The 24646-nt window shown below is 43.6% G+C and carries 14 protein-coding genes; 4 read left to right on the top strand and 10 right to left on the bottom strand.

What is annotated here, in order from left to right:
• Positions 1-4 precede the first annotated feature (4 nt).
• Together AAHJ11_RS19675 and AAHJ11_RS19670 are read right to left on the bottom strand one after the other, a co-directional pair.
• Positions 5-235: a hypothetical protein gene (locus AAHJ11_RS19675; protein WP_148364665.1), complete on the bottom strand. Its 231-nt coding sequence runs from the start codon at positions 233-235 to the stop codon at positions 5-7.
• The gene (locus AAHJ11_RS19670; protein WP_148364664.1) at positions 232-1662 is read right to left on the bottom strand and encodes a carbon starvation protein A; all 1431 of its coding nucleotides are present in this window, start codon (positions 1660-1662) and stop codon (positions 232-234) included. Before AAHJ11_RS19670 ends, AAHJ11_RS19675 begins: the two co-directional genes overlap by 4 nt.
• 108 nt (positions 1663-1770) lie before the next feature.
• Here AAHJ11_RS19670 and AAHJ11_RS19665 point away from each other — a divergent pair, with 108 nt between their 5' ends.
• Positions 1771-3222: a glycoside hydrolase family 10 protein gene (locus AAHJ11_RS19665; protein ID WP_195650600.1), complete on the top strand. Its 1452-nt coding sequence runs from the start codon at positions 1771-1773 to the stop codon at positions 3220-3222.
• A 52-nt stretch (positions 3223-3274) separates the two neighbouring features.
• Here the strand turns inward: AAHJ11_RS19665 and AAHJ11_RS19660 are convergent, their stop codons facing one another.
• Positions 3275-3460, bottom strand: a complete 186-nt coding sequence (locus tag AAHJ11_RS19660; RefSeq protein ID WP_234132736.1) for a hypothetical protein — start codon at positions 3458-3460, stop codon at positions 3275-3277.
• Positions 3461-4293: 833 nt separating this feature from the next.
• Here AAHJ11_RS19660 and AAHJ11_RS19655 point away from each other — a divergent pair.
• Positions 4294-5850: an ATP-binding protein gene (locus AAHJ11_RS19655; RefSeq protein WP_320974932.1), complete on the top strand. Its 1557-nt coding sequence runs from the start codon at positions 4294-4296 to the stop codon at positions 5848-5850.
• Between the two features lie 50 nt (positions 5851-5900).
• Here AAHJ11_RS19655 and AAHJ11_RS19650 read toward each other — a convergent pair whose 3' ends face one another.
• Positions 5901-7100 (bottom strand): hypothetical protein, encoded by a 1200-nt coding sequence (locus tag AAHJ11_RS19650; RefSeq protein ID WP_195649702.1) that lies wholly within the window; start codon positions 7098-7100, stop codon positions 5901-5903.
• 162 nt (positions 7101-7262) lie between these two features.
• Between AAHJ11_RS19650 and AAHJ11_RS19645 the strand changes: the two genes are divergently transcribed.
• Together AAHJ11_RS19645 and nifJ are read left to right on the top strand one after the other, a co-directional pair.
• On the top strand, positions 7263-8441 hold the full coding sequence (locus tag AAHJ11_RS19645) for an ATP-binding protein (protein WP_008651863.1): 1179 nt from the start codon (positions 7263-7265) through the stop codon (positions 8439-8441).
• A 32-nt stretch (positions 8442-8473) separates the two neighbouring features.
• Positions 8474-12022: a pyruvate:ferredoxin (flavodoxin) oxidoreductase gene (nifJ, locus tag AAHJ11_RS19640; protein ID WP_008651866.1), complete on the top strand. Its 3549-nt coding sequence runs from the start codon at positions 8474-8476 to the stop codon at positions 12020-12022.
• Between the two features lie 165 nt (positions 12023-12187).
• Here the strand turns inward: nifJ and AAHJ11_RS19635 are convergent, their stop codons facing one another.
• From AAHJ11_RS19635 to AAHJ11_RS19610, 6 genes are all read right to left on the bottom strand, one after another.
• On the bottom strand, positions 12188-13051 hold the full coding sequence (locus tag AAHJ11_RS19635) for a glycine betaine ABC transporter substrate-binding protein (protein ID WP_008651869.1): 864 nt from the start codon (positions 13049-13051) through the stop codon (positions 12188-12190).
• Between the two features lie 48 nt (positions 13052-13099).
• Positions 13100-13927, bottom strand: a complete 828-nt coding sequence (locus AAHJ11_RS19630; protein WP_008651872.1) for an ABC transporter permease — start codon at positions 13925-13927, stop codon at positions 13100-13102.
• Positions 13924-15150, bottom strand: coding sequence for a quaternary amine ABC transporter ATP-binding protein (locus AAHJ11_RS19625; RefSeq protein ID WP_008651874.1), 1227 nt, complete (start codon positions 15148-15150; stop codon positions 13924-13926). Before AAHJ11_RS19625 ends, AAHJ11_RS19630 begins: the two co-directional genes overlap by 4 nt.
• 297 nt (positions 15151-15447) lie before the next feature.
• Complete coding sequence (locus AAHJ11_RS19620) at positions 15448-15786, bottom strand: MGMT family protein (RefSeq protein ID WP_008651876.1); 339 nt, start codon at positions 15784-15786, stop codon at positions 15448-15450.
• A gap of 192 nt (positions 15787-15978) precedes the next feature.
• On the bottom strand, positions 15979-18849 hold the full coding sequence (locus AAHJ11_RS19615; RefSeq protein ID WP_320974969.1) for a substrate-binding domain-containing protein: 2871 nt from the start codon (positions 18847-18849) through the stop codon (positions 15979-15981).
• Positions 18850-18853: 4 nt separating this feature from the next.
• On the bottom strand, positions 18854-24436 hold the full coding sequence (locus tag AAHJ11_RS19610) for a carboxypeptidase-like regulatory domain-containing protein (RefSeq protein ID WP_320974931.1): 5583 nt from the start codon (positions 24434-24436) through the stop codon (positions 18854-18856).
• Between the last annotated feature and the right edge of the window lie 210 nt (positions 24437-24646).

The following is a 24646-nucleotide window of genomic DNA, read 5'->3' as shown; positions in this document are numbered from 1 at the left end:
AAACTTACTTTTTTAAGTGAATAGATTGTTCGTCTTTTTTGCGGCGTTCACGCATTTGCTCCTTTTTCCGAAGCACTAGCCAAAGAAGAAAGACGATGACATAAGAAACTGCCACCGTAATTATTTTCTCCGTTAAGCTGACTTCCGTATTACGAGGCAACAAATAAGCCGCTGTTACGGATACATAAATAAGGAATGCAATTGCCACTCCTGTTGATTTTTTTATTTTCTTCATTCTGATAATTTTCTTGTTTTCTGCTTGCCCAGCCAAACGTAGAACCAGACAGCAGCGATCACTACACACGCTATACCAACGCTGTAAGAAATCACGTGCGAAAGTCCCAATCCTTCGGGGGCAATACATATATAAGTAGAGCACACACTCGTCATGAACAGTGCCGGTATCAAAGTAATGATATAAGGTTTCTTGGATACTGCCAGAAATACTGTTATGGCCCATAAGGTAAACACCGCCAATGTCTGATTAGCCCAAGCAAAATAACGCCATATCATATTAAATCCATTTGCATCGCGCAGACTGTACAAAAGCAGACCGATAGCTACCACAAACATCGGAATACAAATGTATAAACGGCGACGCATACTTCTTTGTTCCAGTCCCAGAAAGTCCGCTACAATCAGACGGGCGGAACGGAAAGCCGTATCTCCCGAAGTTATCGGGGCTGCAATCACTCCCAAAATAGCGAGCACTCCGCCGATTGCCCCCAGCCATTCTTTTGTGATGGCATCTACTATAACGGAAGCATTACTCTCTCCCATTCCGTTCTCATGGAAGAAGTAAGTAGCGGCGGCAGCCCAAATAAGGGCAACAATACCTTCGGTAATCATCGCACCGTAGAACACCGGACGTCCGTGACGCTCTGAAGTCATACAACGTGCCATCAAAGGGCTTTGCGTAGCATGGAAACCGGAAATTGCCCCGCAAGCAATACTCACAAACATAATCGGGAAAATAGGAAGCTCGCTCGCTTCGGGATTCGTATTCTGCAAACCATCCCACAGTTCCGGCAAGGCAGGATGATTGACGTAAAGCATCACCAGGATACCTACTGCCATAAACAGCAGCGCCACCGCAAACAGCGGATAGATTTTACCAATAATTTTATCTACAGGCAATAAAGTTGCCAAAATATAATAAGCAAACACAACGACAATCCAAAACGTAGCATCCAAGTTTTCCGGTGTGAGCTTCGCCAGCAGTCCGGCAGGACCGGCAACAAATACAGAACCTACCAGAATCATCAAGATAACGGTAAATCCTCTCATTATCTGCTTCGTCGTAAGTCCCAAATAGCGACCGATAATTTCGGGCAAACTTTCACCACCATTACGTAAAGAAAGCATCCCGGCAAAATAATCGTGCACCGCACCTGCAAAAATACTTCCCAGTACAATCCATAAATAAGAAGAAGTACCGAACTTCGCTCCCATAATCGCCCCGAAAATCGGACCTAATCCCGCAATATTAAGGAACTGAATCATGAAAATCTTCCAGGTTGGCAAAGGGATATAGTCCACTCCATCAGCCTTGGTCAGTGCCGGCGTTTTACGATCATCAGGACCAAAGACGCGCTCCATCAGGCGTCCATACGTAAAATAGCCTACTATCAACGCAAGCAGGCATAGAGTAAATGTAATCATAGTGTGTCGTTTTTTAGCTTGGCAAATGTAACATAATCTCACGAAACAGCCCAACAATACCGACACTTTTACTAACTTTGCAGGGATTTAAAACAAAAAATAAAGAATATGCGCCTGACTATTTTCATTCTTTCACTTTTGTTTCCTTTACTCCCGATGGCTGCGCAGCCCAAGTATGAAGTCCGTGCGGCCTGGCTTACGGCTTTGTATGGTCTCGACTGGCCTCGTACACGTGCTGTAAGTCCGCAAAGTATCCGTAAGCAGAAGGAAGAACTGGTAGATATTCTCGATAAACTGAAAGCTGCCAACTTCAACACTGTCCTGTTTCAGACGCGTACACGCGGGGATGTATTATATCCTTCGTCCATCGAACCTTTCAATTCTATCCTGACAGGGAAATCCGATGGGAATCCCGGTTATGACCCGCTCGCTTTTGCCATTGAAGAGTGTCATAAGCGAGGCATGGAGTGTCATGCCTGGATGGTGACTATCCCGTTGGGAAACAGAAAGCATGTTGCTTCTCTCGGTAGCCGGTCTGTTACCAAACGAATGAAAGATATTTGCGTACCGTATAAAAATGAATATTTCCTGAATCCGGGACACCCGGGGACTAAAGAATATCTGATGAAGCTGGTGCGGGAAGTCGTCAGTCGCTATGACATCGACGGAGTGCATTTCGATTATCTGCGCTATCCGGAGAATGCTCCTTTCTTCCCCGACAAGTACGACTTCCGCCGATATGGCAAAGGCCGCACAGTGGAACAGTGGCGGCGGGATAATATTTCGGAAATCGTACGCTATATACATAAAGGTGTAAAGGCCATGAAGCCATGGGTGAAACTAAGTGCCAGTCCGGTAGGAAAATACAAGGACACTTCGCGTTACCCTTCCCGTGGATGGAATGCCTTCTTTACCGTTTATCAAGACCCGCAAGGATGGCTTGGCGAAGGTATCATGGATCAAATATATCCAATGATGTATTTTCAAGGAAACAGTTTCTATCCTTTTGCCCTCGACTGGCAGGAGCAGAGTAACGGACGGCAGGTCATTCCGGGACTCGGCATCTACTTCCTTCATCCCGACGAAGGAAAATGGACGCGTGACGAGATTGACCGTCAGATGAATTTCATTCGCACTCATAAACTGGCGGGTGAAGCACACTACCGAGTGAAATATCTAATGGAAAACACACAAGGTATTTATGACGAATTGGCCGAGAACTTCTATGCATATCCAGCTTTACAGCCACCTATGCCGTGGCTGGACAATGTTCCGCCTACGGCTCCATCCGAACTGAAAACAACGAATATCGACAATGGATATACGGAATTAAAGTGGCAGGCTGCTACTGACAATGATTCGCGTAATCAGCCGATGTATGTTATTTACGCATCAAATGAATATCCGGTAGACATCAGCCGACCGGAAAATATTGTTGCACAGGGTATTCGGGATACAAGTTATATCTATGCTCCCATCCTCCCTTGGAATAGTAAGAAACATTTTGCCGTTACAGCCGTAGACCGTTACGGAAATGAAAGTGCAGCGACGCAGATATGATATACAAAGACCGATTCTTTATCAGGGCGAACGCTCAATAATATTGACGCCCTTATAAGCCTCTCAAGGCCATACAGTAGAGACATATACCATGCATTTTCGCAATATCATGATACAATAATGTAGAAACACACTCTACGCCCTCTACAAGAGGTCTGTATAAATTATTGAGCGTTTGCCCTGATTCTTTATCGACTTTCACTTCTCCTGCAAAAGATTTTTCATTTTCATTTCTCATATTCTCATAAAACAAAGCTAATCTACTGTAAATCACTTATATGACACTATGAGAAATAAAACGTAAAATGGCATTTCTCATAGTATTTTCACTATTTTTAGCTAAAAACGGTGCATTTCTCATAGGTTCCGAGTCATTTCTCATCTTATTTTCATACTCCTTTCCTTCTTCAGTTTCCTTAGCAACTCTCTATTGTTTATTGCTTTTCTGTGTATCATTCACCGTATACTTATCTGTTTTTCCTTCACCATTACCGTTTTATCTTACCGCTATCCGGTTCGTTCCACTCCAGTGAATAGATCTTTGCACTGGAGTGAACGGTTCTTTCCACTGGAGTGCAACGATCTGTTCACTAGAGTGGAACGAATGAGATCCTCCTTATAAAAAACAGTATAACTTAGTGATTCACAAATGATTAAATAGTACATTTCATACAAATAAACAATGAACTGTTTGCAAGATGCTATTGCGTAGGAATAAGAGAACAGTACACAGAGAAAGCCATCCCTTCTGTGAATGAGAAATGCGACAGAATACGATGAGAAATACCTCTAACGAGTATGAGAAATGACCTGAATCCTGCGATATTTTGCCATAGTAGTATGAGAAATGCCTATTTAGAAATCATTTCTCATAGACTATCTATCTGATAATCTCTGCTTTATGCGAACATTATGAGAATATGAGAAATGAAAATGAAAAATCTTTTGCAGGGAAGCGGAAGTTGACAGAAAGAATGATAACCAATGAAACATATAAAATGATCATTAGCGGCATAGATAAACAGAAGAATTATTATCTTTGTTACTTGAATAAACAAAAGCAAGAATATTATGAAGAAGCTTTATCCCATCGGAATACAGAGTTTTGAAAAATTGCGTAAAGAAAATTATCTTTATATAGACAAAACTTCATTCGTGTATGAACTGGTAAAATCCGGTTCCTACTACTTTCTTAGCCGTCCCCGGCGTTTTGGGAAAAGCCTTCTTCTATCCACTTTCGAAGCTTACTTCCAAGGCAAAAAGGAGCTATTTCAAGGTCTTGCTGTTGAAAAAATGGAGAAAGACTGGATTCAATACCCCATTCTGCATCTCGACTTAAATACGCAGAAGTATGACAGCCCCGAAAGTTTGGATAATATACTTAACATGAAGCTGGATGAATGGGAATCGCTATATGGATCCAATCCGGTGGAAATAGGTGCACCTCTCCGTTTTCTCGGCATTGTTCGCCGTGCCGCTGAACAGAGTGGTCGGCGGGTAGTGATTCTCATTGATGAATATGACAAGCCGATGTTGCAGGCCATTGGGAATGAAGAATTGCAGGATAGTTATCGTGATACTTTAAAAGCGTTCTATTCAGTACTCAAAACGATGGATAAGTATATTCAATTCGCTTTTCTCACAGGAGTGACAAAGTTCGGGAAAGTGAGTGTATTCAGCGATTTGAATAATCTTAAAGATATTTCTATGGATAAACGGTATACCGAACTTTGCGGTATCACAAACGAAGAAATCCACCATTATTTAGAGACGGATTTACATATCCTTGCAGATACGCAAGGCATGAGCTATGAAGAGACGTGCCAAGAATTGAAAGAGTGCTATGACGGATACCACTTTACTTTCGATTCGGCAGGTATATATAACCCTTTCAGTTTACTGAATACATTCGACTCTATGTCATTCGGTAATTACTGGTTTGAAACCGGTACTCCTTCCTATCTCGTCAAACTTCTGAAACGGGATAATTATGACTTACACCAATTGGCCAATGATAAAGCGACTTCCGATACGCTGAATAGTATTGATTCTTCTTCCAAGAATCCTGTGCCCGTAATTTATCAGGGTGGTTATCTTACCATCAAAGATTATGATAAACGTTTCGGTATCTACTATTTAGGATTCCCCAACCGGGAAGTAGAAGAGGGATTCATTAAATACCTAGTCCCTTTTTATACTTCAATCGACGAAGGAAAGACCGCTTTCTACATTACAGAATTCGTCCATGATGTAGAAGAAGGTAATTATGAGGACTTCTTCATACGTTTGCAGAGTCTCTTTGCCGACACTCCTTACGAACTGATACGCGATTTGGAATTACATTATCAGAATGTATTATTTATCGTCAGCAAATTACTGGGGTTCTATGTACAGGCAGAGTATCACACCTCTGACGGACGCATTGATCTTACTGTACAAACTGATAAATACATTTATGTAATGGAATTCAAATTTGACGGAAGTGCGGAAGAAGCTCTTCAGCAAATTGAAGAAAAAAGATATATACTACCCTTTGCAAAAGATAATCGTAAGATTGTAAAGGTTGGGGTTAATTTCAGCTCAAAGACCCGGAATATAGAAAAATGGCTGGTGAAAGAAGTAGAATAATCAGACTTTATACCACTGGATGGATGCATGTATGTATGCCATGCATAAAGTTATAAATGTACGCTTTTTGAGATAAGAACCCACGCCCGATAACTACTTTTTTTATGAACCGGCACCAATGGCAAATAGCCTGATTTTATTCTTCCTTGTTCTATCTCCAAAGGATAAGTCTCCTCCATTTCTTTATGTGCGCTCCAGGCTGCTCCTTCCGAAGGGTAATAGCTTATCTGAAAAGCTCCTGTCGAAACAGGATATATATAACGGTCATATATATGACGCGCCACCACTCCCATATTCATCCGCAAGTTGATTTCCACGCAGGGATGAATACGATAAACAGGGGAATCCGGGAAACGGCAGATCATCATATCCACTCCCAAATAACCATTATAAATAGTTCCGAAGCGAAGAAGCAACTCTTGTTCAAGACGGTTACGCAGCTTATAAATTTCTTCAACAGGGATATATTCCGAAAGGTTCCGTTCGATGGCAGCATCCGAAATCAGCAAATTACCCTCATATGCCCCACTCCCACCCGTACGGAATTGAGAATATCCGGCAAAGTCAAATCTACCGTTACCCGAAGAACGAAATTCCATAGCGAAATCTTCCATCTTATTATATAAAGGTTCACCAATAACACCTCCTTGCTGATTGCCAATGCGTGAGCACCAACCGGAAATGGAAGGAGTATATACACCTTTGCACCAGTTCAATCCTTTTCCACTACCGGATAAAGGAGCTTTCAGTAAACAAGTATCATGTGATTCTACAAATGACTTCCATTCTTCGGGAATCGTCAGGTAAAAAGACTCTCCACAAAAACAAGCTCCCAGTTGTAACTGTGGTAATAGTTCCACAGCGCAGGAACGATGGGAACAAGAACGCAGTTTATCCAATTGCTCAATAGAAGGAAGTTCGCTTTCTTCCACTCCTAAATCCAACAGTCGTTTTCTTACTGCTATATCCCAGCCCCAAGGATGAATATCCAAATTCCGCTCGGAAGCAAGTTCAGGTTCTGTCATCAAATCAACCGAAAGTCCTAATAATTCCTGTATCTTCTTCACATAGTCGAGATTATAAGCGGAAGGAGCCAAAACAACACTTCCCTCTTCCGCATACCACATCGGCAACAAAGCCAATTCAGATGCCATTTGCCGGGCGGAAGCCGGTGCCATATAGTTTGTTTCACCGCTGGCTAACGCCAAATCATGTTCCGGATTGAATATATAAAGAGCCTTTTTTGTCATTTTAAACGAATTCAAAACTTTATTCTGCAAATATATACAGGAAATAATCAGGAATAGCTACAATAAACAGAAAGTTGGAATTAAAAGCACAATTTTGCCATCTCTACTTTGCAAATCCTAAAAAAAGCAGTATATTTGCCACCCGAAAAACAAAGAACTGAAATGGAATCATTCTATCGCACACACGCCTACCTCGTTGAGCACACCAATGCCCCCGTTCGCCGCGATCTTATGGACGAGATCGACTGGAGCGACCGCCTGATTGGTATCAAAGGGACACGTGGCGTAGGAAAAACCACTTTCCTTCTCCAATACGCCAAAGAAAAATTCGGGAACGACCGCTCCTGCCTGTTCATCAACATGAACAACTTCTACTTCTCTGGCCACAGCATTGTAGATTTTGCTAACGAATTCCAGAAACGTGGTGGAAAAGTATTGTTGATCGACCAAGTGTTCAAACACCCGGAATGGAGCAGAGAGTTGCGCATGTGTTACGACCGTTTTCCTAATTTGAAGATTGTCTTTACCGGCTCATCCGTAATGCGACTGAAAGAGGAAAATCTTGAACTGCGTGATATTGCAAAGAGCTATAACCTGCGCGGATTCTCTTTCCGTGAATTCCTGAACTTGCAGACAGGCATGAAATTCAGGGCATACAGCCTCGAAGAAATTCTTAGCACTCACGAACAGATTGCCAAAGGAGTACTCTCCAAAGTTCGTCCGCTGGATTACTTCCAGGATTACCTGCATCATGGGTTCTATCCATTCTTCCTCGAAAAGCGTAACTTTTCGGAGAATCTGCTGAAAACAATGAACATGATGGTAGAAGTAGATATCCTGCTCATCAAACAAATTGAACTGAAATATCTTTCAAAGATAAAAAAATTGCTATATTTGCTCGCTGTCGACGGACCGAAGGCTCCGAATGTGAGCCAACTGGCAAGCGACATACAGACATCTCGCGCCACGGTGATGAACTATATCAAGTATCTGGCAGATGCGCGACTCATTAATCTGGTTTATCCGAAAGGGGAAGAATTCCCTAAAAAACCGTCGAAGATAATGATGCACAACTCCAACCTGATGTACTCCATCTATCCGGTGAAAGTGGAGGAGCAGGATGTGCTCGACACATTCTTTGCAAATTCTTTATGGAAAGACCATAAGGTACATAAAGGAGATAAAAACGTCTCTTTTATGGTGGACGAAGTAATGCCGTTCAAAATTTGCCAGGAAGGCGCAAAGATCAAGAACAATCCGAATGTGACGTACGCGTTGCATAAGGCTGAAATAGGTCGGGGCAACCAGATACCTCTCTGGATGTTCGGCTTTTTATATTAAAAGATTTATTTACTTAAATATTTAATTTAGTTATGACTAAACAGAAGAAATTCATCACTTGTGATGGTAACCAGGCTGCAGCACATATCTCGTATATGTTCTCTGAAGTAGCGGCTATCTACCCCATCACTCCTTCTTCGACTATGGCTGAGTACGTAGACGAATGGGCTGCCGCAGGACGTAAGAACATCTTCGGCGAAACAGTATTGGTACAGGAAATGCAATCTGAAGGTGGTGCTGCCGGTGCAGTTCACGGTTCTCTTCAGGCTGGTGCGTTGACTACTACTTACACTGCTTCTCAGGGTCTTCTCCTGATGATCCCTAACATGTACAAAATTGCCGGTGAGTTCTTGCCTTGCGTATTCCATGTATCTGCTCGTACATTGGCTTCTCACGCATTGTGTATCTTCGGTGACCACCAAGACGTAATGTCAGCTCGTCAGACTGGCTTTGCGATGTTGGCTGAAGGCTCTGTACAGGAAGTTATGGATTTGGCTGGTGTTGCTCACTTGGCTACCATCAAATCCCGCGTTCCGTTTATGAACTTCTTCGATGGTTTCCGTACATCTCACGAAATCCAAAAGATTGAAATGTTGGAAAATGATGATCTTGCTCCGCTGATCGACCAGGAAGCTTTGGCAGAATTCCGTGCCCGCGCACTGAATCCGATGAAACCGGTAGCTCGTGGTATGGCTGAAAATCCTGACCATTTCTTCCAACATCGTGAATCATGCAACAACTACTATGAAGCAGTTCCTGCTATCGTAGAAGAATACATGAATGAAATTTCTAAGATTACAGGTCGTAAATACGGTTTGTTCGATTACTATGGTGCAGAAGATGCAGAACGCGTAATTATCGCTATGGGTTCTGTAACAGAAGCTGCCCGCGAAGCTATCGACCACTTGGTAGCAAACGGCGAAAAAGTGGGTATGGTTGCCGTACACTTGTATCGTCCGTTCTCTGCTAAGCACTTCCTGGCCGCTGTACCTAAGACTGCCAAAACTATCGCAGTTCTTGACCGTACTAAAGAACCGGGTGCTAACGGTGAGCCTCTTTATCTTGACGTTAAAGACTGCTTCTACGGTGCAGAAAATGCTCCGGTTATCGTTGGCGGTCGCTACGGTTTGGGTTCAAAAGATACTACTCCTGCTCAAATCCTTTCAGTATTCGAAAACTTGGCTATGCCAATGCCAAAGAACCACTTCACTATCGGTATCGTAGACGACGTTACTTTCACTTCTCTTCCTCAAAAAGAAGAAATCGCTTTAGGCGGCGAAGGTATGTTCGAAGCTAAATTCTACGGTTTGGGTGCTGACGGTACAGTAGGTGCTAACAAGAACTCTGTGAAGATTATCGGTGACAACACCGACAAACACTGCCAGGCTTACTTCTCTTACGACTCTAAGAAATCTGGTGGTTTCACTTGTTCTCACCTGCGTTTCGGTGACACTCCGATCCGTTCCACTTATTTGGTTAATACTCCAAACTTCGTAGCTTGCCACGTTCAGGCTTACCTGCACATGTACGATGTAACTCGTGGTTTGCGTAAGAACGGTTCTTTCTTGCTGAACACAATCTGGGAAGGTGAAGAACTGGCTAAGAACCTGCCTAACAAGGTTAAGAAATATTTCGCACAGAACAACATTTCTGTATACTATATCAACGCAACACAGATTGCACTGGAAATTGGTTTGGGTAACCGTACCAATACTATCCTTCAATCTGCCTTCTTCCGTATCACAGGCGTTATTCCTGTAGAACAAGCTGTTGAGCAGATGAAGAAATTCATCGTTAAGTCTTACGGTAAGAAGGGTGAAGACGTTGTCAACAAGAACTATGCTGCCGTTGACCGTGGTGGTGAATACAAGACTTTGGCTGTTGATCCTGCTTGGGCTAACCTGCCGGATGACGCTAAAGCTGAAAACAATGATCCTGCATTCATCAACGAAGTAGTTCGTCCGATCAATGCACAAGACGGTGACTTGTTGCCAGTATCTGCATTCAAGGGTATCGAAGACGGTACTTGGTATCAAGGTACTTCTAAATACGAAAAACGTGGTGTAGCCGCATTCGTTCCCGAATGGAATCCTGAAAACTGTATCCAATGTAACAAGTGTGCATACGTTTGTCCTCACGCTTCTATCCGTCCGTTCGTACTCGATGCTGAAGAGCAGAAGGGTGCCAAGTTCGAACAACTGAAAGCGGTAGGTAAAGTATTCGATGGTATGACATTCCGTATTCAGGTTGACGTTCTCGACTGTCTGGGTTGTGGTAACTGTGCTGACATCTGTCCGGGTAATCCGAAGAAAGGTGGCAAAGCATTGACAATGAAACACCTCGAAAGCCAATTGGCTGAAGCTGACAACTGGACTTACTGTGCTGAAAACGTGAAGACTAAACAACATCTTGTTGATATCAAGTCTAACGTGAAGAACTCACAGTTCGCTACTCCGTTGTTCGAGTTCTCTGGTGCTTGCTCTGGTTGTGGTGAAACCCCGTACGTGAAATTGATTTCTCAATTGTTCGGTGACCGTGAAATGGTTGCTAACGCTACCGGATGTTCTTCTATCTACTCTGGTTCAGTTCCTTCTACTCCGTATACTACAAACGAAAACGGACACGGTCCTGCTTGGGCTAACTCACTGTTCGAAGACTTCTGTGAATTCGGTCTGGGTATGGAATTGGCTAACGAAAAGATGCGTGCCCGTATCGTGAAAGTGATGAACGAAGCTATTGCTGCTGACTGTACTCCTGCTGAAGTGAAAGAACTATTCGCTGAATGGATCAACAATATGCTGGATGCAGACAAGACTAAGGAATTGGCTGCTAAGATCATTCCTATTGTTGAAGCTAACAAAGATAAATGCAACCACTGCAAACAAATCGCTGAACTGCAACAATATCTTGTTAAACGCAGCCAGTGGATCATTGGTGGTGACGGTGCTTCTTATGATATCGGCTACGGTGGTCTTGACCATGTAATCGCTTCCGGTAAGGACGTTAACATCCTCGTTCTGGATACTGAAGTTTACTCTAACACAGGTGGTCAGTCTTCTAAGGCTACTCCGGTAGGTGCTATCGCTAAGTTCGCTGCTGCTGGTAAGCGCGTACGTAAGAAAGACCTCGGTCTGATGGCTACTACTTATGGTTATGTATATGTTGCACAGATCGCTATGGGTGCTGACCAAGCTCAAACTCTGAAAGCTATCCGTGAAGCTGAAGCATATCCTGGACCATCTTTGATTATCGCTTACGCTCCGTGTATCAACCACGGTCTGAAAGCAGGTATGGGTAAGAGTCAGGAAGAAGAAGAAAAGGCCGTTAAGTGCGGTTACTGGCACTTGTGGCGTTACAACCCTGCTTTGGAAGAAGAAGGCAAGAACCCATTCCAGTTGGATAGCAAAGAACCGAACTGGGAAGAATTCCAAGGTTTCTTGAAGGGTGAAGTTCGTTACGCTTCTGTAATGAAACAATATCCTACTGAAGCTGAAGAACTGTTCAAGGCTGCTGAAGAAAACGCAAAATGGCGTTATAACAGTTACAAACGTTTGGCTAGAGAAAACTGGGGTGCTGAATAATTAATCACACTCAGATAAATATAAAAAGGGAGTCATGCATTGAGCAGACTCCCTTTTTTATGTCTAAGCCAATTTCATATCTAGGCCGGTTTTGAATCAATTTTAGACCGTTTTTACTCTTATTCAACTACAGATTCGCATTATTTAATCAGTCTATTCATCTATTTATTCCTTTGATTTCGGTATCCAGCTATCAACCAGTTCCCGGTGTTCATCCCTCCATTTACGGGCTATTTCTTCTTCATCCATCCGGGCATCCTTCATAGCTGTCATAAAAGAGCTAAGTTCTTCTGTCGTTAATTTGATATTACCGAAAAATTCAGCGGCAAACGGGTCTTTTTCACTGAAACCTTTCCAGGCAATGGCATGTATTTCTTCCAAATCTCCATATACTTTCTTCGGATCATCCAGGAATTTCAAGTCAAACTGATCGAACATCCAATGTGGTGTCCAACCTGTAATGACAATCCATTCTCCCTTATCCATCGCTTTTTTCAAAGATGCCAACATGGTTGAACTACTTGAAGTCATAAGAGCATATCCGTCAAGTCCATAAGCAGCAATGGCCTTATCCGTAGTCTTCATAATTCCTGCCCCGGCATCAATTCCCACTATTTCAGAAGAGAAACGGTCTTTATAATCTGCCAGTTCACTAATAGATTGAATCGTGACATATTCAGGTACAACCAGCCCGATGCGAGCTTCTTCATATACCTCACCCAAGAATTCGATGCTATCACCATATTGGTCCATATAATCTTTCATCGTTATCGGTAGCCAGGCATCCAGAAAGACATCTGACTTTTTCCGAGACATGGATACAAAAACAGGGGCAAGATCCGCATTTTGCAGTTCAACCTCATATCCATGTTCCTCCAATACCACCTTAGCCAAATGACTCATGGCAATGCCTTCCAGCCAATTGGCATAAGCTATTTTTACTTTTTTCTTATTTGGGTCGGAATTCGTGCAGGAAGCTAGCAAAAGCAGCGCGGACAGTACTATTCCTACTAATTTATATATTCTCATTTTTCTTCCTTTCTGTTTTTAGTCCTTTTGGGTTTAGTTCTTTCCATTTTAATCCTGTTTATTTTTTCTTCCTGCCATTCCTTGTGTGATACGGTCCAGAATGATAGCCAAAATAACAACTGCTATACCACCTTCAAACCCAAGTCCGATTTTCATTTGGGTAATACCTTTCAATACGATTTCTCCTAAACCACCGGCAGCAATCATTGCAGCGATTACGACCATAGAAAGTGACATCATTATTGTCTGGTTTACACCAGTCAGGATGGTGGGCAGCGCCAAAGGAAGCTGTACTTTATATAACAGCTGCCAACGGGTAGCTCCGAACGAACGGGAAGCTTCCACTACATTTTTAGGAACCTGCCGGATTCCCAACCCGGTAAGACGGACCACAGGAGGCATGGCAAATATGATTGTCGCAAAAACTCCGGGCACTGTTCCCAATCCGAAGAACAAAACAGCAGGAATCAGATAGACAAAGGCAGGCATTGTCTGCATCAAATCGAGAATAGGGCGAAGTATTTTATCCGCACGCGGACTGTTTGCTGTCCATATTCCTAAAGGTACTCCAAAAATCAGAGCCAGGCAGGTAGATGATAAAACGAGAGCCAGAGTTTGCATGGTTGCCTCCCAAAACCCCATTCCATAAATCAATAATAATCCTAATACGGTAAAAATGGAAATACCCCGTCCTGCCTTTACCCATGCAATTGCGGCAAGTACCAAAATCGTCAGATAAAATGGAATTCCGAAAAGAATGTGTTGGAAACCTGTAATGAAACTACCGATGCCTGTATTCACGGCATCAAAGAATGTGGAAAAATGTACCATCATCCAATTGATGGCAATTTCTATATATTGTCCTATATTTATCATAAGTCTATTGCGTTTTGAATTATTTCATTTATTTCTTCTTTATCTTTCCCTGTCACTTCTATGATTAAGGATGAAAGTGGGATTGTTCCCAAAAACTCGTGTGTTTCATCTATCACCCATACCGGTGAATTGCTCTTTGTCATTAGAGGAAGTATATCCTCGAGCACTGTATCACACAACACTGAATGTACTTCTTTACGCACAACCGCTTCAATGGATTTTTCCTGTTTGCTACGCAGCTTAAGCAAATCGTTCAAATGTACTTCTCCGACCAGTTTATCGTCGGCATCTATTACTGGTAATACAGTTATATTCTTCGCACGCATCTTACGAATCAAAACTTCGGGACCTTCTTTCTTCAGACGGGCTACCAACGGTTTGTCAATCATTAAAGAAGAGGCGGTAATAATTTTGCTCCTGTCCACGTTTTCAACAAAACGGGCTACATAATCGTTAGCCGGTTCAGTCAGGATTTCCTCCGAAGTACCTACCTGCACCACTTCTCCGTCTTTCATAATTGCAATACGGTCACCTAGTTTAATCGCTTCACTCAAGTCGTGGGTAATAAAGACAATCGTCTTTTTCATCTTTGACTGCAAGGCCAGTAGTTCATCCTGCATCTGCACGCGAATCAGAGGATCGAGCGCAGAGAAAGCCTCATCCATTAAAAGTACTTCGGGATTATTGGCCAGGGCACGTGCCAGTCCGACACGCTGTTGCATACCACCGGAAAGTTCACCTACCATCTGATTCTCATATCCTTTCAGCCCGACTAGCTTCATACTTTCCATGGCTTTCTTTTCACGCTCTTCTTTCTTCACTCCCTGAAGTTCAAGGCCGAACGCAATATTACTCAATACAGAACGGTGAGGCAACAAACCGAAATTCTGGAAAACCATCGCCAGCTCTTTCCGGCGAACCTGCAACAATTCCTTTTCGGATATTTTAGATATATCTACTCCATTTACAAGCACTTGTCCGGCTGTAGGACGTATCAGACGATTGATACAACGCAGTAATGTCGATTTTCCACTTCCCGAGAGCCCCATTATCACAAAAAACTCTCCTTCATTTATTGAAAGATTGGCGTCTTTCACTCCTACCGTACAACCGGTATCTTTCAGTATTTCCGCCTTACTCTTATCTTTTTTCAGCATCTTGAGTGCTTTCTGCTTCTCGTGACCAAAGATAAGGTACAAATCCTTTATTTCTATTTTACTCATATAATATATTGGTTTAGATTATAATATTTGTTTTGTTCTCAACTGCTGCGTCCATTATTCTCACTTACGATAAACAAGTTGAATATCCGCATGGTTCAATCCTGTCACATGGCAACATGACAATCCGATGAGTTTCTTAATGATAAAAAAACAGACTGAGTAGTTTAAAAGGAATAGAATTTGATAAGATTATCCTCTCAATGAACAGTAAAAAACAGTATTTTCATAAATAAATAACAGTCTGTTCTTGCATATTGTTGGCACAAAGGTAAGGAAAATAGATTAAACATGCAAATTTTATTCAGAAGTGGAGTAATTCCAAAGATGCTTTTTCAGGTCTACACATCCATTTTGCTTGAAAGAAATCCCCTCTTCCAGCAAGAGCCGCTTTTGCTCTGTCCAACCGGGTACAAGGCGTCCCGACACATTGACAACCCGGTGACAGGGTGCAGATAAATCATCCGGAATCTGCTTCAAAGCACGCCCCACCATACGGGAACATTGAGGCATTCCCAATAATGCTGCGATTCCTCCATAGGTAGAAACCTTACCTACCGGAATTTCCCGGACAACCTGATACACCTCTCGACAAAAGGATGCGGAAAGGCTCGCCTTGTCTACTTTATAATCTTTCATCACCTGAACTTTACTTATTCACTCCCAAAACTAAATAAAAAAGAAAAGAATCTGCAAATAATATCGCCTCTACAGTCATAAACACCCCAACCTTAGCCGTTTCTTCTATATGTATGTACGTCAGGTTTGCGCAATTCACGCCTAAAACATAGTACATACACTTTTACTATACCTCAATCAAAGAAATAAATGCTATCCTTTCCGCTTCAACAGATCCGTCGGGCTTTCTCCAAACTGTTCCCGATAACATTTGGTAAAATAAGAGGGAGAACTGAAACCAACCTCATAACCAATCTCCGCCACTGTCATATCCGAGGAAGCAAGCAAAGAAGCTGCTTTTTTCAAACGGGCGATGCGAAGCAATTCATTCGGAGAATAATTAGTCAGGGATTTGATTTTGCGATAGAGTTGCACACGGCTTAATCCCATATCTTTGCCCAAGTCTTCCACATTCAGATTAGAGTCTCCCATCTTAGCCTCAATCAAAGCCTTGAATTTCTCCACAAAGTCTTTGTCCATATCGCAGACATCTTCTTTGGCCAATGTCTGCCCGTCACCAAAGAATTGTTTCAGACGACGATGTGAGTCTATCAGGTTGCGGACACGTGCCACCAGTAATTGCGAACTGAAAGGTTTGGATATATAGGAGTCTGCTCCACCATCATATCCTTGAATCCGTTGTTCGTCCAGAGAACAGGCTGTCAACAGAATGACAGGGATATGACACGTTTGCAATTCGCTTTTCAAGCGACGACAACATTCAATTCCATCTATTCCGGGCATCATTACGTCGGAGATAATCAAGTCCGGGACATATTTCATAGCTTTACGAATACCTTCCGAGCCGTCTGCAGCTTCTATAACAGTATAATCGGTATGGAGCAATCCGTACACATATAAGCGAATATCAGCGTTATCATCAATAATCAGAACGCAAGGTTTGGAAGAGTCGTAGCTTTTTTCCAATTCCTCTTCTTCGTAAGTTAAAGCATCATTCAAGCTCGAAGAACCGGAATAACCGGAAGTTGCAGGAGTTACGGGAGCCCCAGCAACGACAGAGGTTGCAGCATCGGTGGAGGTTACAGAAGTAGCAGGCACAGAGAATGCCGGAAAGTTTTCAGAAATAACAGTCTCGCAAGTCTGTACAGGCAAATCAACGGTAAAGATAGTTCCTTGCTTTTCATCACTTTCCACCGTGATGGTACCTTTATGCAATTCCACAAAAGCCTTTACCAATGCCAGTCCAATACCCGAACCTGCATGGTGCATATCTATCTTATAAAAACGGTCGAAAATATTCCGGATATGCTCCGCAGAAATCATTGAACCGGTATTGGCAACGGTAAAGCGAATCCAGCAATGATCGTCTTTAGTCAGGGAAGATAAGCGTACAGTTACTTTTCCGTTTTCCGGAGTAAATTTGAAAGCGTTGGAAAGGAGGTTGAAATAGATGCGTTCCAACTTCTCTGCATCTGCCAACGTGCGGTAATCCGTATCCGGCATATAATCGAATGAGAAATGAATATGTTTCTTCCGGGCTGCAGCCATGAAAGATTCGTTCCATCCCTCAAAAGAAGAAAGAATGTCTAACGAAATAGGAGTATATTCCATTTTTCCATTCTCATACTTACGAAAATCCAGAATCTGATTGACAAGACGCAAGAGGATATTCACGTTTCGCTGAACTAACAATAACATTCGTCGCTGGTCTTCATTCAAAGACGAATCAGTCAGTAAATGCTCTACCGGGTCGGCAACTAATGTCAGTGGAGTACGAAAATCGTGAGATATATTTGTGAAGAAAACCAGCTTGGCATGAGTCGCTTCTTCCAGTTGGTGAGAAAGCTGGATAAGCTGATCCCGCTGTTCCTCAAGTTTGTCCCGCTGTTCTTCAAGAATATCCCGTTGCTCTTCGAGTTTATCGCGTTGTTGCTCTACTTGTTTCTTCTGTTCGGACAACTCTTTATTCAGGCGATTCTTGGAACGGAGGGATTTATAAACTACCAATAACAATCCCGCTACTAATAAAAGAATAACCAAGCCGCCATACATCACGACCTGCTGCGTAGCTACACGCGACAGATACCCACCGATACGTCCGTTCAATGTTTCAATCTTCTGATCCAGTTCCGAGATATGGGTAGTCTGAAGTTGCATAACGTGCGCGTTCGTGCGGTCTACAACGGCAGTATTCATGACCGTTTCGCGAGGATAAGGCTTCTTCTCAAGAATATTCATAGCCAGTTGCATCACTTTGTCCCCATTAGTCGGATAAATAAAAGTTGCATCCAGCACATTGTCAAGCACCAATTCAAGCCCATTTCCTTTGCCGGGCAGTGCATCAATGCCAACAAAAATCATTTCTTTTTCACGTCCGGCTTTCTTCGCAGCCTGATAAGCTCCCGGAGCGATACGGTCGTTATGTGCATACACCGCATCAATCTTCGGATGACAGCGAAGCATACTATCCATTTCCACTTCTGCCGGTTCACGTTCCCAAGCAGCATCCGCTTTATCAATCAGTTTGATATCCGGATAATTGCTGATAGCGGCCATAAATCCCTGATGGCGTTCCATGGCAGGGGTGGAACCACCCAGTCCGGTAAGCTCCACTACATTCCCTTTCCCTTTCAGACTTGATGCGATATAATTTCCTACCGCACGACCTATTTCATAATTATCGGCACCGATATAGGCAGTATATTTATCAGAAAGTATCTTCCGGTCTACAAGAATGACGGGTATTCCTTTCTGATAGGCCTCCTCCACAATTGGAGTCATGGGAGCCGCTTCATTGGCGGAAATTATCAGTAAATCAACTCCTTTATCTATAAAATAATGAACATCTTCCGCCTGCTTACGGTTATCATCCGCCGCCGAGCGGATTTCAACCGATACTCCATCATAAAACATCGCTTCACGAAGAATCTCATCATTCATCTTGTGCCGCCAAGAGTCATCGCTGCATTGGGCCACCCCAATACGGAAACGAGGCGCATCCTGCCGACAGGCCGCCAAGCCCAAAAGACAAAACAAGACTGTTATCCACTTCGTATATTTCATCGCTTCAATCATTCTCTTTCTTTCGTATATCTTTTGTATTTCTTTCTGTAATCCAAATTTCTCTCCCCGCATTATTTGCATTCACCACCGGGAAATACATCAGTTCCACTTTCACAGGGTTCAGTGTGTATTTTCCAGTAAAACGTGGAAGCAAAGGAACCGTAAACTGATAAGTACCTACCGGTAATTTTTCGCTAAAGATAACAGTTTTCTCTTTAAAATACTCACGATACACTTCAGAACGGGAGAAATTAACAGGTTTTGAGGCATAACTACAACCTGCCGGAACAGGAACTTCAAGCATCACGTATTGCGCACCCTCCTGTTTCACCTGCAAGGTAACTGTCAATGTAACAGGTACACCCGCCACCAAAGAATCTTCGTCCAAAGTCGCCTCCACCTTGAAAGCATCACTCTGACGAGCATCCATCACACGCTTCATTGAATAGACACTATACAATAAAGGCTCTTTTCCCGTTTTTGAAATAAGCAGACTGTCGCCTGCTGTCAGCCGGGTATGGTAAGGAAAATCCGTAATCCGTTGGTGATCCTTACCGCTCACAGATACCGATATTCCTGACATCCCTCCGGAATCTGCCAGCAAATCGGTCAGAACAGTTGCCACAGCCGAAGAAGCCTGGTACGTATTCCATCCGCGCTCCTTAGTCCGCAGAATATACAACTGCATATTTTCTTTCAACTTCCACAGAGAAGAGTCATTTTTAATAATCCGGTAGGCTATCAATGTATTTATCAGCTGATTTCCCTCCCAATAATAAGTACGCCGTCCGTCGTCACAGTAAACACCTCCGAGCAGATCCTTTTTCAGATAAGGACGTACACTATCACCCACATTCACCGAATCCACCTGTTGCTTGATTTCCCAGAGAAGCAGTTTCTCTTTCAGGTAGGAAAGAGGACGATAATACTTGTTTCTGCCAGCCAATGAGTCTTCTTTCTGTTCCAGTTGCCGGACGAAAGGTTCCAATAATCTGACTGCCGAAGAATAATCCGCCTCCACTTTCCACTCATGAAGAGCATGAAGTATTTCTATATCTTCCAGTTTCATTCCTCGATAAGGACGCGTATGAGCATACTCCACTTTCAAACCATTCAGATTCAACTCCACAGGATAACCTGCATCTTGCGCCATCTTCAAAGCCCGCAGGATATGCGCAGACATCCAGAAAGAAGTATTTTCAGAGTTCCCCCACCACGACCATAACTGATGTTTGTTCTGATGATTCGTCAGTCGATGGATAATAGATCGGATCGCTTTGTCTACTTTCACCTTTTCCCCCTTACTCTGCATATACTGTTGGTAAGCCAGCAGACCGATCAACTTGGATGCCAGCTGCTCATTGCACAAATATTTGTATCCTGTCAGATAATTCACCGATTCTTTATAGATATCCAACTGATTATCGGTGATACTCACTATCACTTCTTCATCCTCGCCGGATTGCACTTTGACCGTCTTTGCATCGGACAGAATCCCCAATGTGCCCTGTGCCAATTCAGTTCCCTGTGGTAGTATCGGAATCGTATATTCCTCTCCATCCTGATACCCATCATCGCGAGTGAAAAGATAGCTGATGGTCACGCTATCGGCATGTGCTGCCTGCATCGGCACTGTTTCATGAAATCCCTCCGTGAGACCCACTTCCTGCCGTTTCAATGTATCCGTTCCGACGCAGAACTGTGTTTTTCCGGCTATGTGCTGCCCATCCAGATAATTGCGGATAGTCCCGACCACCGTACTCTGATCCCCCTCCACCAAGAAACGGGGAGTTTTCAACTCCGCCATCAACGGTTTGTAAGAGCGGACGGAACGTCGGAAAGTACCCGTCTGCAAACGACGGTTCATACCATAAACGACAGTCTCCCATTTCGTCACGTTATCGGGGAAAGTTGTTTCAAACTGTACCGTTCCGGTTTTATCCGTAAACAAACGAGGTTGCCAGAAAGCCACATCCGAAAAATTCCGACGCAAGCCGTTCAATTGCATAAGTTCATTATACAACTGTTCGGTATCCGCTTCTTCTTTCGCTTCCCGATCCTGCTCCTCCAATTTCTCCAAAGGTGCGGTTGCAGCAGCAGAAGAAGAACCAGTCATTAGTCCGGCAACGGATCCCGTCAACGAATATCTTGAACGCGTGCCGTATCCTACAACGACCACTTCCTCCAGCGTCTGACTATTTTCTTCCAAAGTAACCAACAGATTGGCTCCGGGAGTTGCTCTCATCTCCTGCTGTTTAAAGCCGACATAGCTAAACAAGAGCTGCTCCCCTCCCCTGTCACAATCCATTTCAAAATATCCGTCCATGTCGGTGATCGTTCCCTCCGTCGTTCCTTTCACCACCACGCTACACCCGATTAAAGGCTCTCCGGTAGCATCCGTCACATAACCGGAGACTTTACCGCCATAATTGCGTACATACTGCCTGATTCTCATTTCCCTGTGACCAAGAAAGTTTGTACCGATCCTGCCAATTCCTCTTCCCAGCAAGAGCCACCCAGATGACAACGAATCACGTTCATGTAGAGGCAGAGACTCCATATCTACATCCAGATAGGTATATGATTGTATCTTCAGAGCATCCTGTTTCAGATACTTTCCATTGTTATAAAGTAAAATCGCATCATACGTTCCGGCAGGAAATTTGGAGTATATCCTGTTCATCTGCACCAAGGTATCCGGATAAACCAGTTCTCCGGTAGTGCAGTCTTTAAAGAGCAAATTAGCCACTCCGGTAGAATCTTTTTCTTCCGGAAGCCGGAAATTCAGCGTCTTATCCGGTAGGGAGAAATAAATCCGGGTAGGATGCCAACTCTTCCCCTTGCGAAGTTCTGCCACCAGACTACAGAATCTTTCCGGTGATAAGTGGTAATCATTCAAAGTCGGAATCTTTGCCACAGACGAAAAATTCAAATAAGCCGGACACAGTTCCTCATCCTTATATTTATAAACCACATTGCCCTCGAATTCATAAGAGAAACCTCCCTCATGTCGATACAACACACCATTCATATATTTCCAAGGTCCCGGCTCCACAGGACCTGCCAATATCTTTTTCTTGTAGCGCGACAGCTCCATGAGTGAAACCGGAAACTGCTTTCCATTATGTTCGAGCGAAGTATATACCGCCCCATCCATCACCGGAAGACGGCAAAGATACCGTTCATAACGCTTCTTCTCTTCCGAAGTAAATTTATACTCATCATATTTCCCTTTCTTCTGCCGCAACCAGACTACTTCCACTCCTTGCGGCAACTGATTCATATCGAAACTCAAAATCGTTTTCTTGCCCCGGTCGAAAGCCAGAGAATCAATGATGAAAGCCCTGTCGTGCATTCGCAACGTTATCTTCTGCTTTCCCGAAGGATGCAATACAGGAAAAGAATACTGCTTGGGCTGTTCCGTCCACGAAAAATAGCAGGGAACATCGTTCTGCTCAATCACATAGATATTCACCGCTCGTCCGTTCAGCATCACATAAGGAGCAAACTGGGTGGTTCCATCCGGTGTGTCAACCGTCTGACGGAACAGCTTTCCCGCAGGATAAGCAAACTGATAATAAGGCAACTTATCCAAATGAAGCAACTGGTTCCAATGCTGATAATCCAATGTGGCCGTATGCAGATACTCTTTTTGCTTCATTGAGTAGGAAGCACGTTGCTCGCGTGGACGGGGTGCACTCCCGTAATAGGGTAAATCAGGTACGTGATAATCCAGCTGCGTGTTGACCGCAAAAGCTGTCAGATCGACGTTGGATACCGGACGCCCTTGTATATTGGTCACGTTCAGTTTTGTTTTCACTTTCTGACCGGGATACACTCGTTCCGGCAAATCAGATTCAATCACCAGCCGTTCGGAGGGTGAAGTGTACGAGCGTTTCAACATACATTCCTTATTCCCCATGAAATAAAATACTTCTACGTAATAGACGGAAGAGGGATCGATCTCTCCGGATTTGTGTTCCATCTCTTTTCCCGAACCTTTCTGCAACAGGCGGTTGCCTTGATACACATACCAGGAAAGCTCCAGCTGCAAAGGATTGGAAAGGGAGACACAGAACGAATCTTTTTCTATGCCGCCATTCAGTTCCAGTTTGGAGTCAAGTGCGGCGGAAGCAATCGTCGTTTCATATCCTGTTTCCGGTATTTTGAAACGATAGTCCGTCACTGCCTGATTGAACGGTTCGCGATAGGGCAAACGCACTTTCTTCACTTCTTTCTTTTCACCATAGGTCAGTTCGGCTGCCACAGGACGCTCCACTCCCAAGTCGAAGAATGAAAAGCAAATGGTATCCGCCTGCGTAGTGCACTGCATATCATAGCACGAATAGTAGAAAGTCGCTTTGCTCTGCTGCTCCAAACGGTTATTGTCTGCCGTAAGCAAAACTACATTCACTGCATAGAAGCAATCGGAAGCTCCGAATATCCGAGCAGGAATATCTACCGAGGCTTTCCCGGAAGCATCCAGTTCCGCTTGCACGGACATCAGTGTATCGGGCAAAGAAAGTATCTGCGCATACGACTTCAGCACCTGCTGTCTGCCCACAGTCACTTCTACATTCACCTCCCGCAAAGGAAGTCCGTTGGCATCCGTTGCACTGATATCCATGCGGTTACTCTGCGGTGTATATTGCACATTCGAAGCTAGCTTCACCAACAACTTGTTTCCGTTCAGTTCGTAGTCTTCATATTTGAAATTGGTGGAGGCTACGATGCGTCCCCGCTTATCCCGAAGCTGTACAGTATATCTCTGATCGAGCTTCAGGTTCAATGAATCCGCCAACAGGAATTCTCCGGCGAAGCCTCCCGGATGGTAAGGGACGACGGACATTATCTTCTTATAGTCACGCCAGGAAGAACCGACACGCATCCACAATGAAAGTTCCTGTTTCAAAGGGCGTTTATGTTCGGAGAGAGCATAAGACTTGAAACGGACAGTTTCGCCCGGTCTGTATTTATTCTTGTCAGTAATCAGGTAACTATAAAACTCCGGTGCATCTTGCCGGTCATAATCATTTTTATACCAGGGTGGTACAAGGTGTTTCCTCAAATCGAATACCGCACGAAACTTATCCACTTCAACCGTCAAAATGTGCTGTTCTTTCTGGGACCAGTTATCGTCAGTATACGTCTGACTGTCTTCATCGTAATAAACAGCCTTGCTGCCTACCCGCACTTTGGCATCTTTCCTGATTGTTCCCCCGGCATCAACCACCTGCAAGGTAAGTACACCATACTCCTTGAAAAGGAAAACATGAAAAGGAATCACCGGAGCATAACGGTAATGAACTTCGTTCCGCTCTACATCAGCCAGCAGAAAATGCCCTTTGACCGGAGGGTTGTTCCAAGTGTCCGTGAAACGGGCAAAAGGAGTCTGCTGTATTTTTTTCCACTGTTTCTGTCGGAGTTTGCCTTTGAGAAGTTTCAAGGCCTCTTTGTTGGTCAGTTCGAAAACGATCGTTTCGGAAGAGGCATCGTCCCAGAGCATCGGTTGTCCGAATGCTCCATTGGCAAAAAGCAGGACTCCCAATAACAACAGGCTCTTTAGCTGGCATAGCATTGTGTTCATGGTATTCGATAAATAGATAGATTGAGAACAAAAATAGAAAATAAAACTGTGAGTATGCTATAAATCACCCGATTATTCGCAATCTTATCCTCTGAAAAAAAGTAAAAATAGTCCCCATACTTACCCAGGAAACCATTAACAAACGTATAAAGCGTGATACAAACACTTAATTGATGTTATAAAACATCTCTTTTTATTTGGATTATTTGC

Source organism: Bacteroides sp. 90-K9/2 (assembly GCF_047310725.1).
In the GTDB taxonomy this organism is placed as follows: Bacteria; Bacteroidota; Bacteroidia; order Bacteroidales; family Bacteroidaceae; genus Bacteroides; species Bacteroides vicugnae.
Note: the sequence above shows the minus strand (reverse complement) of the source record. Positions and strands in the feature narration are given on the sequence as shown.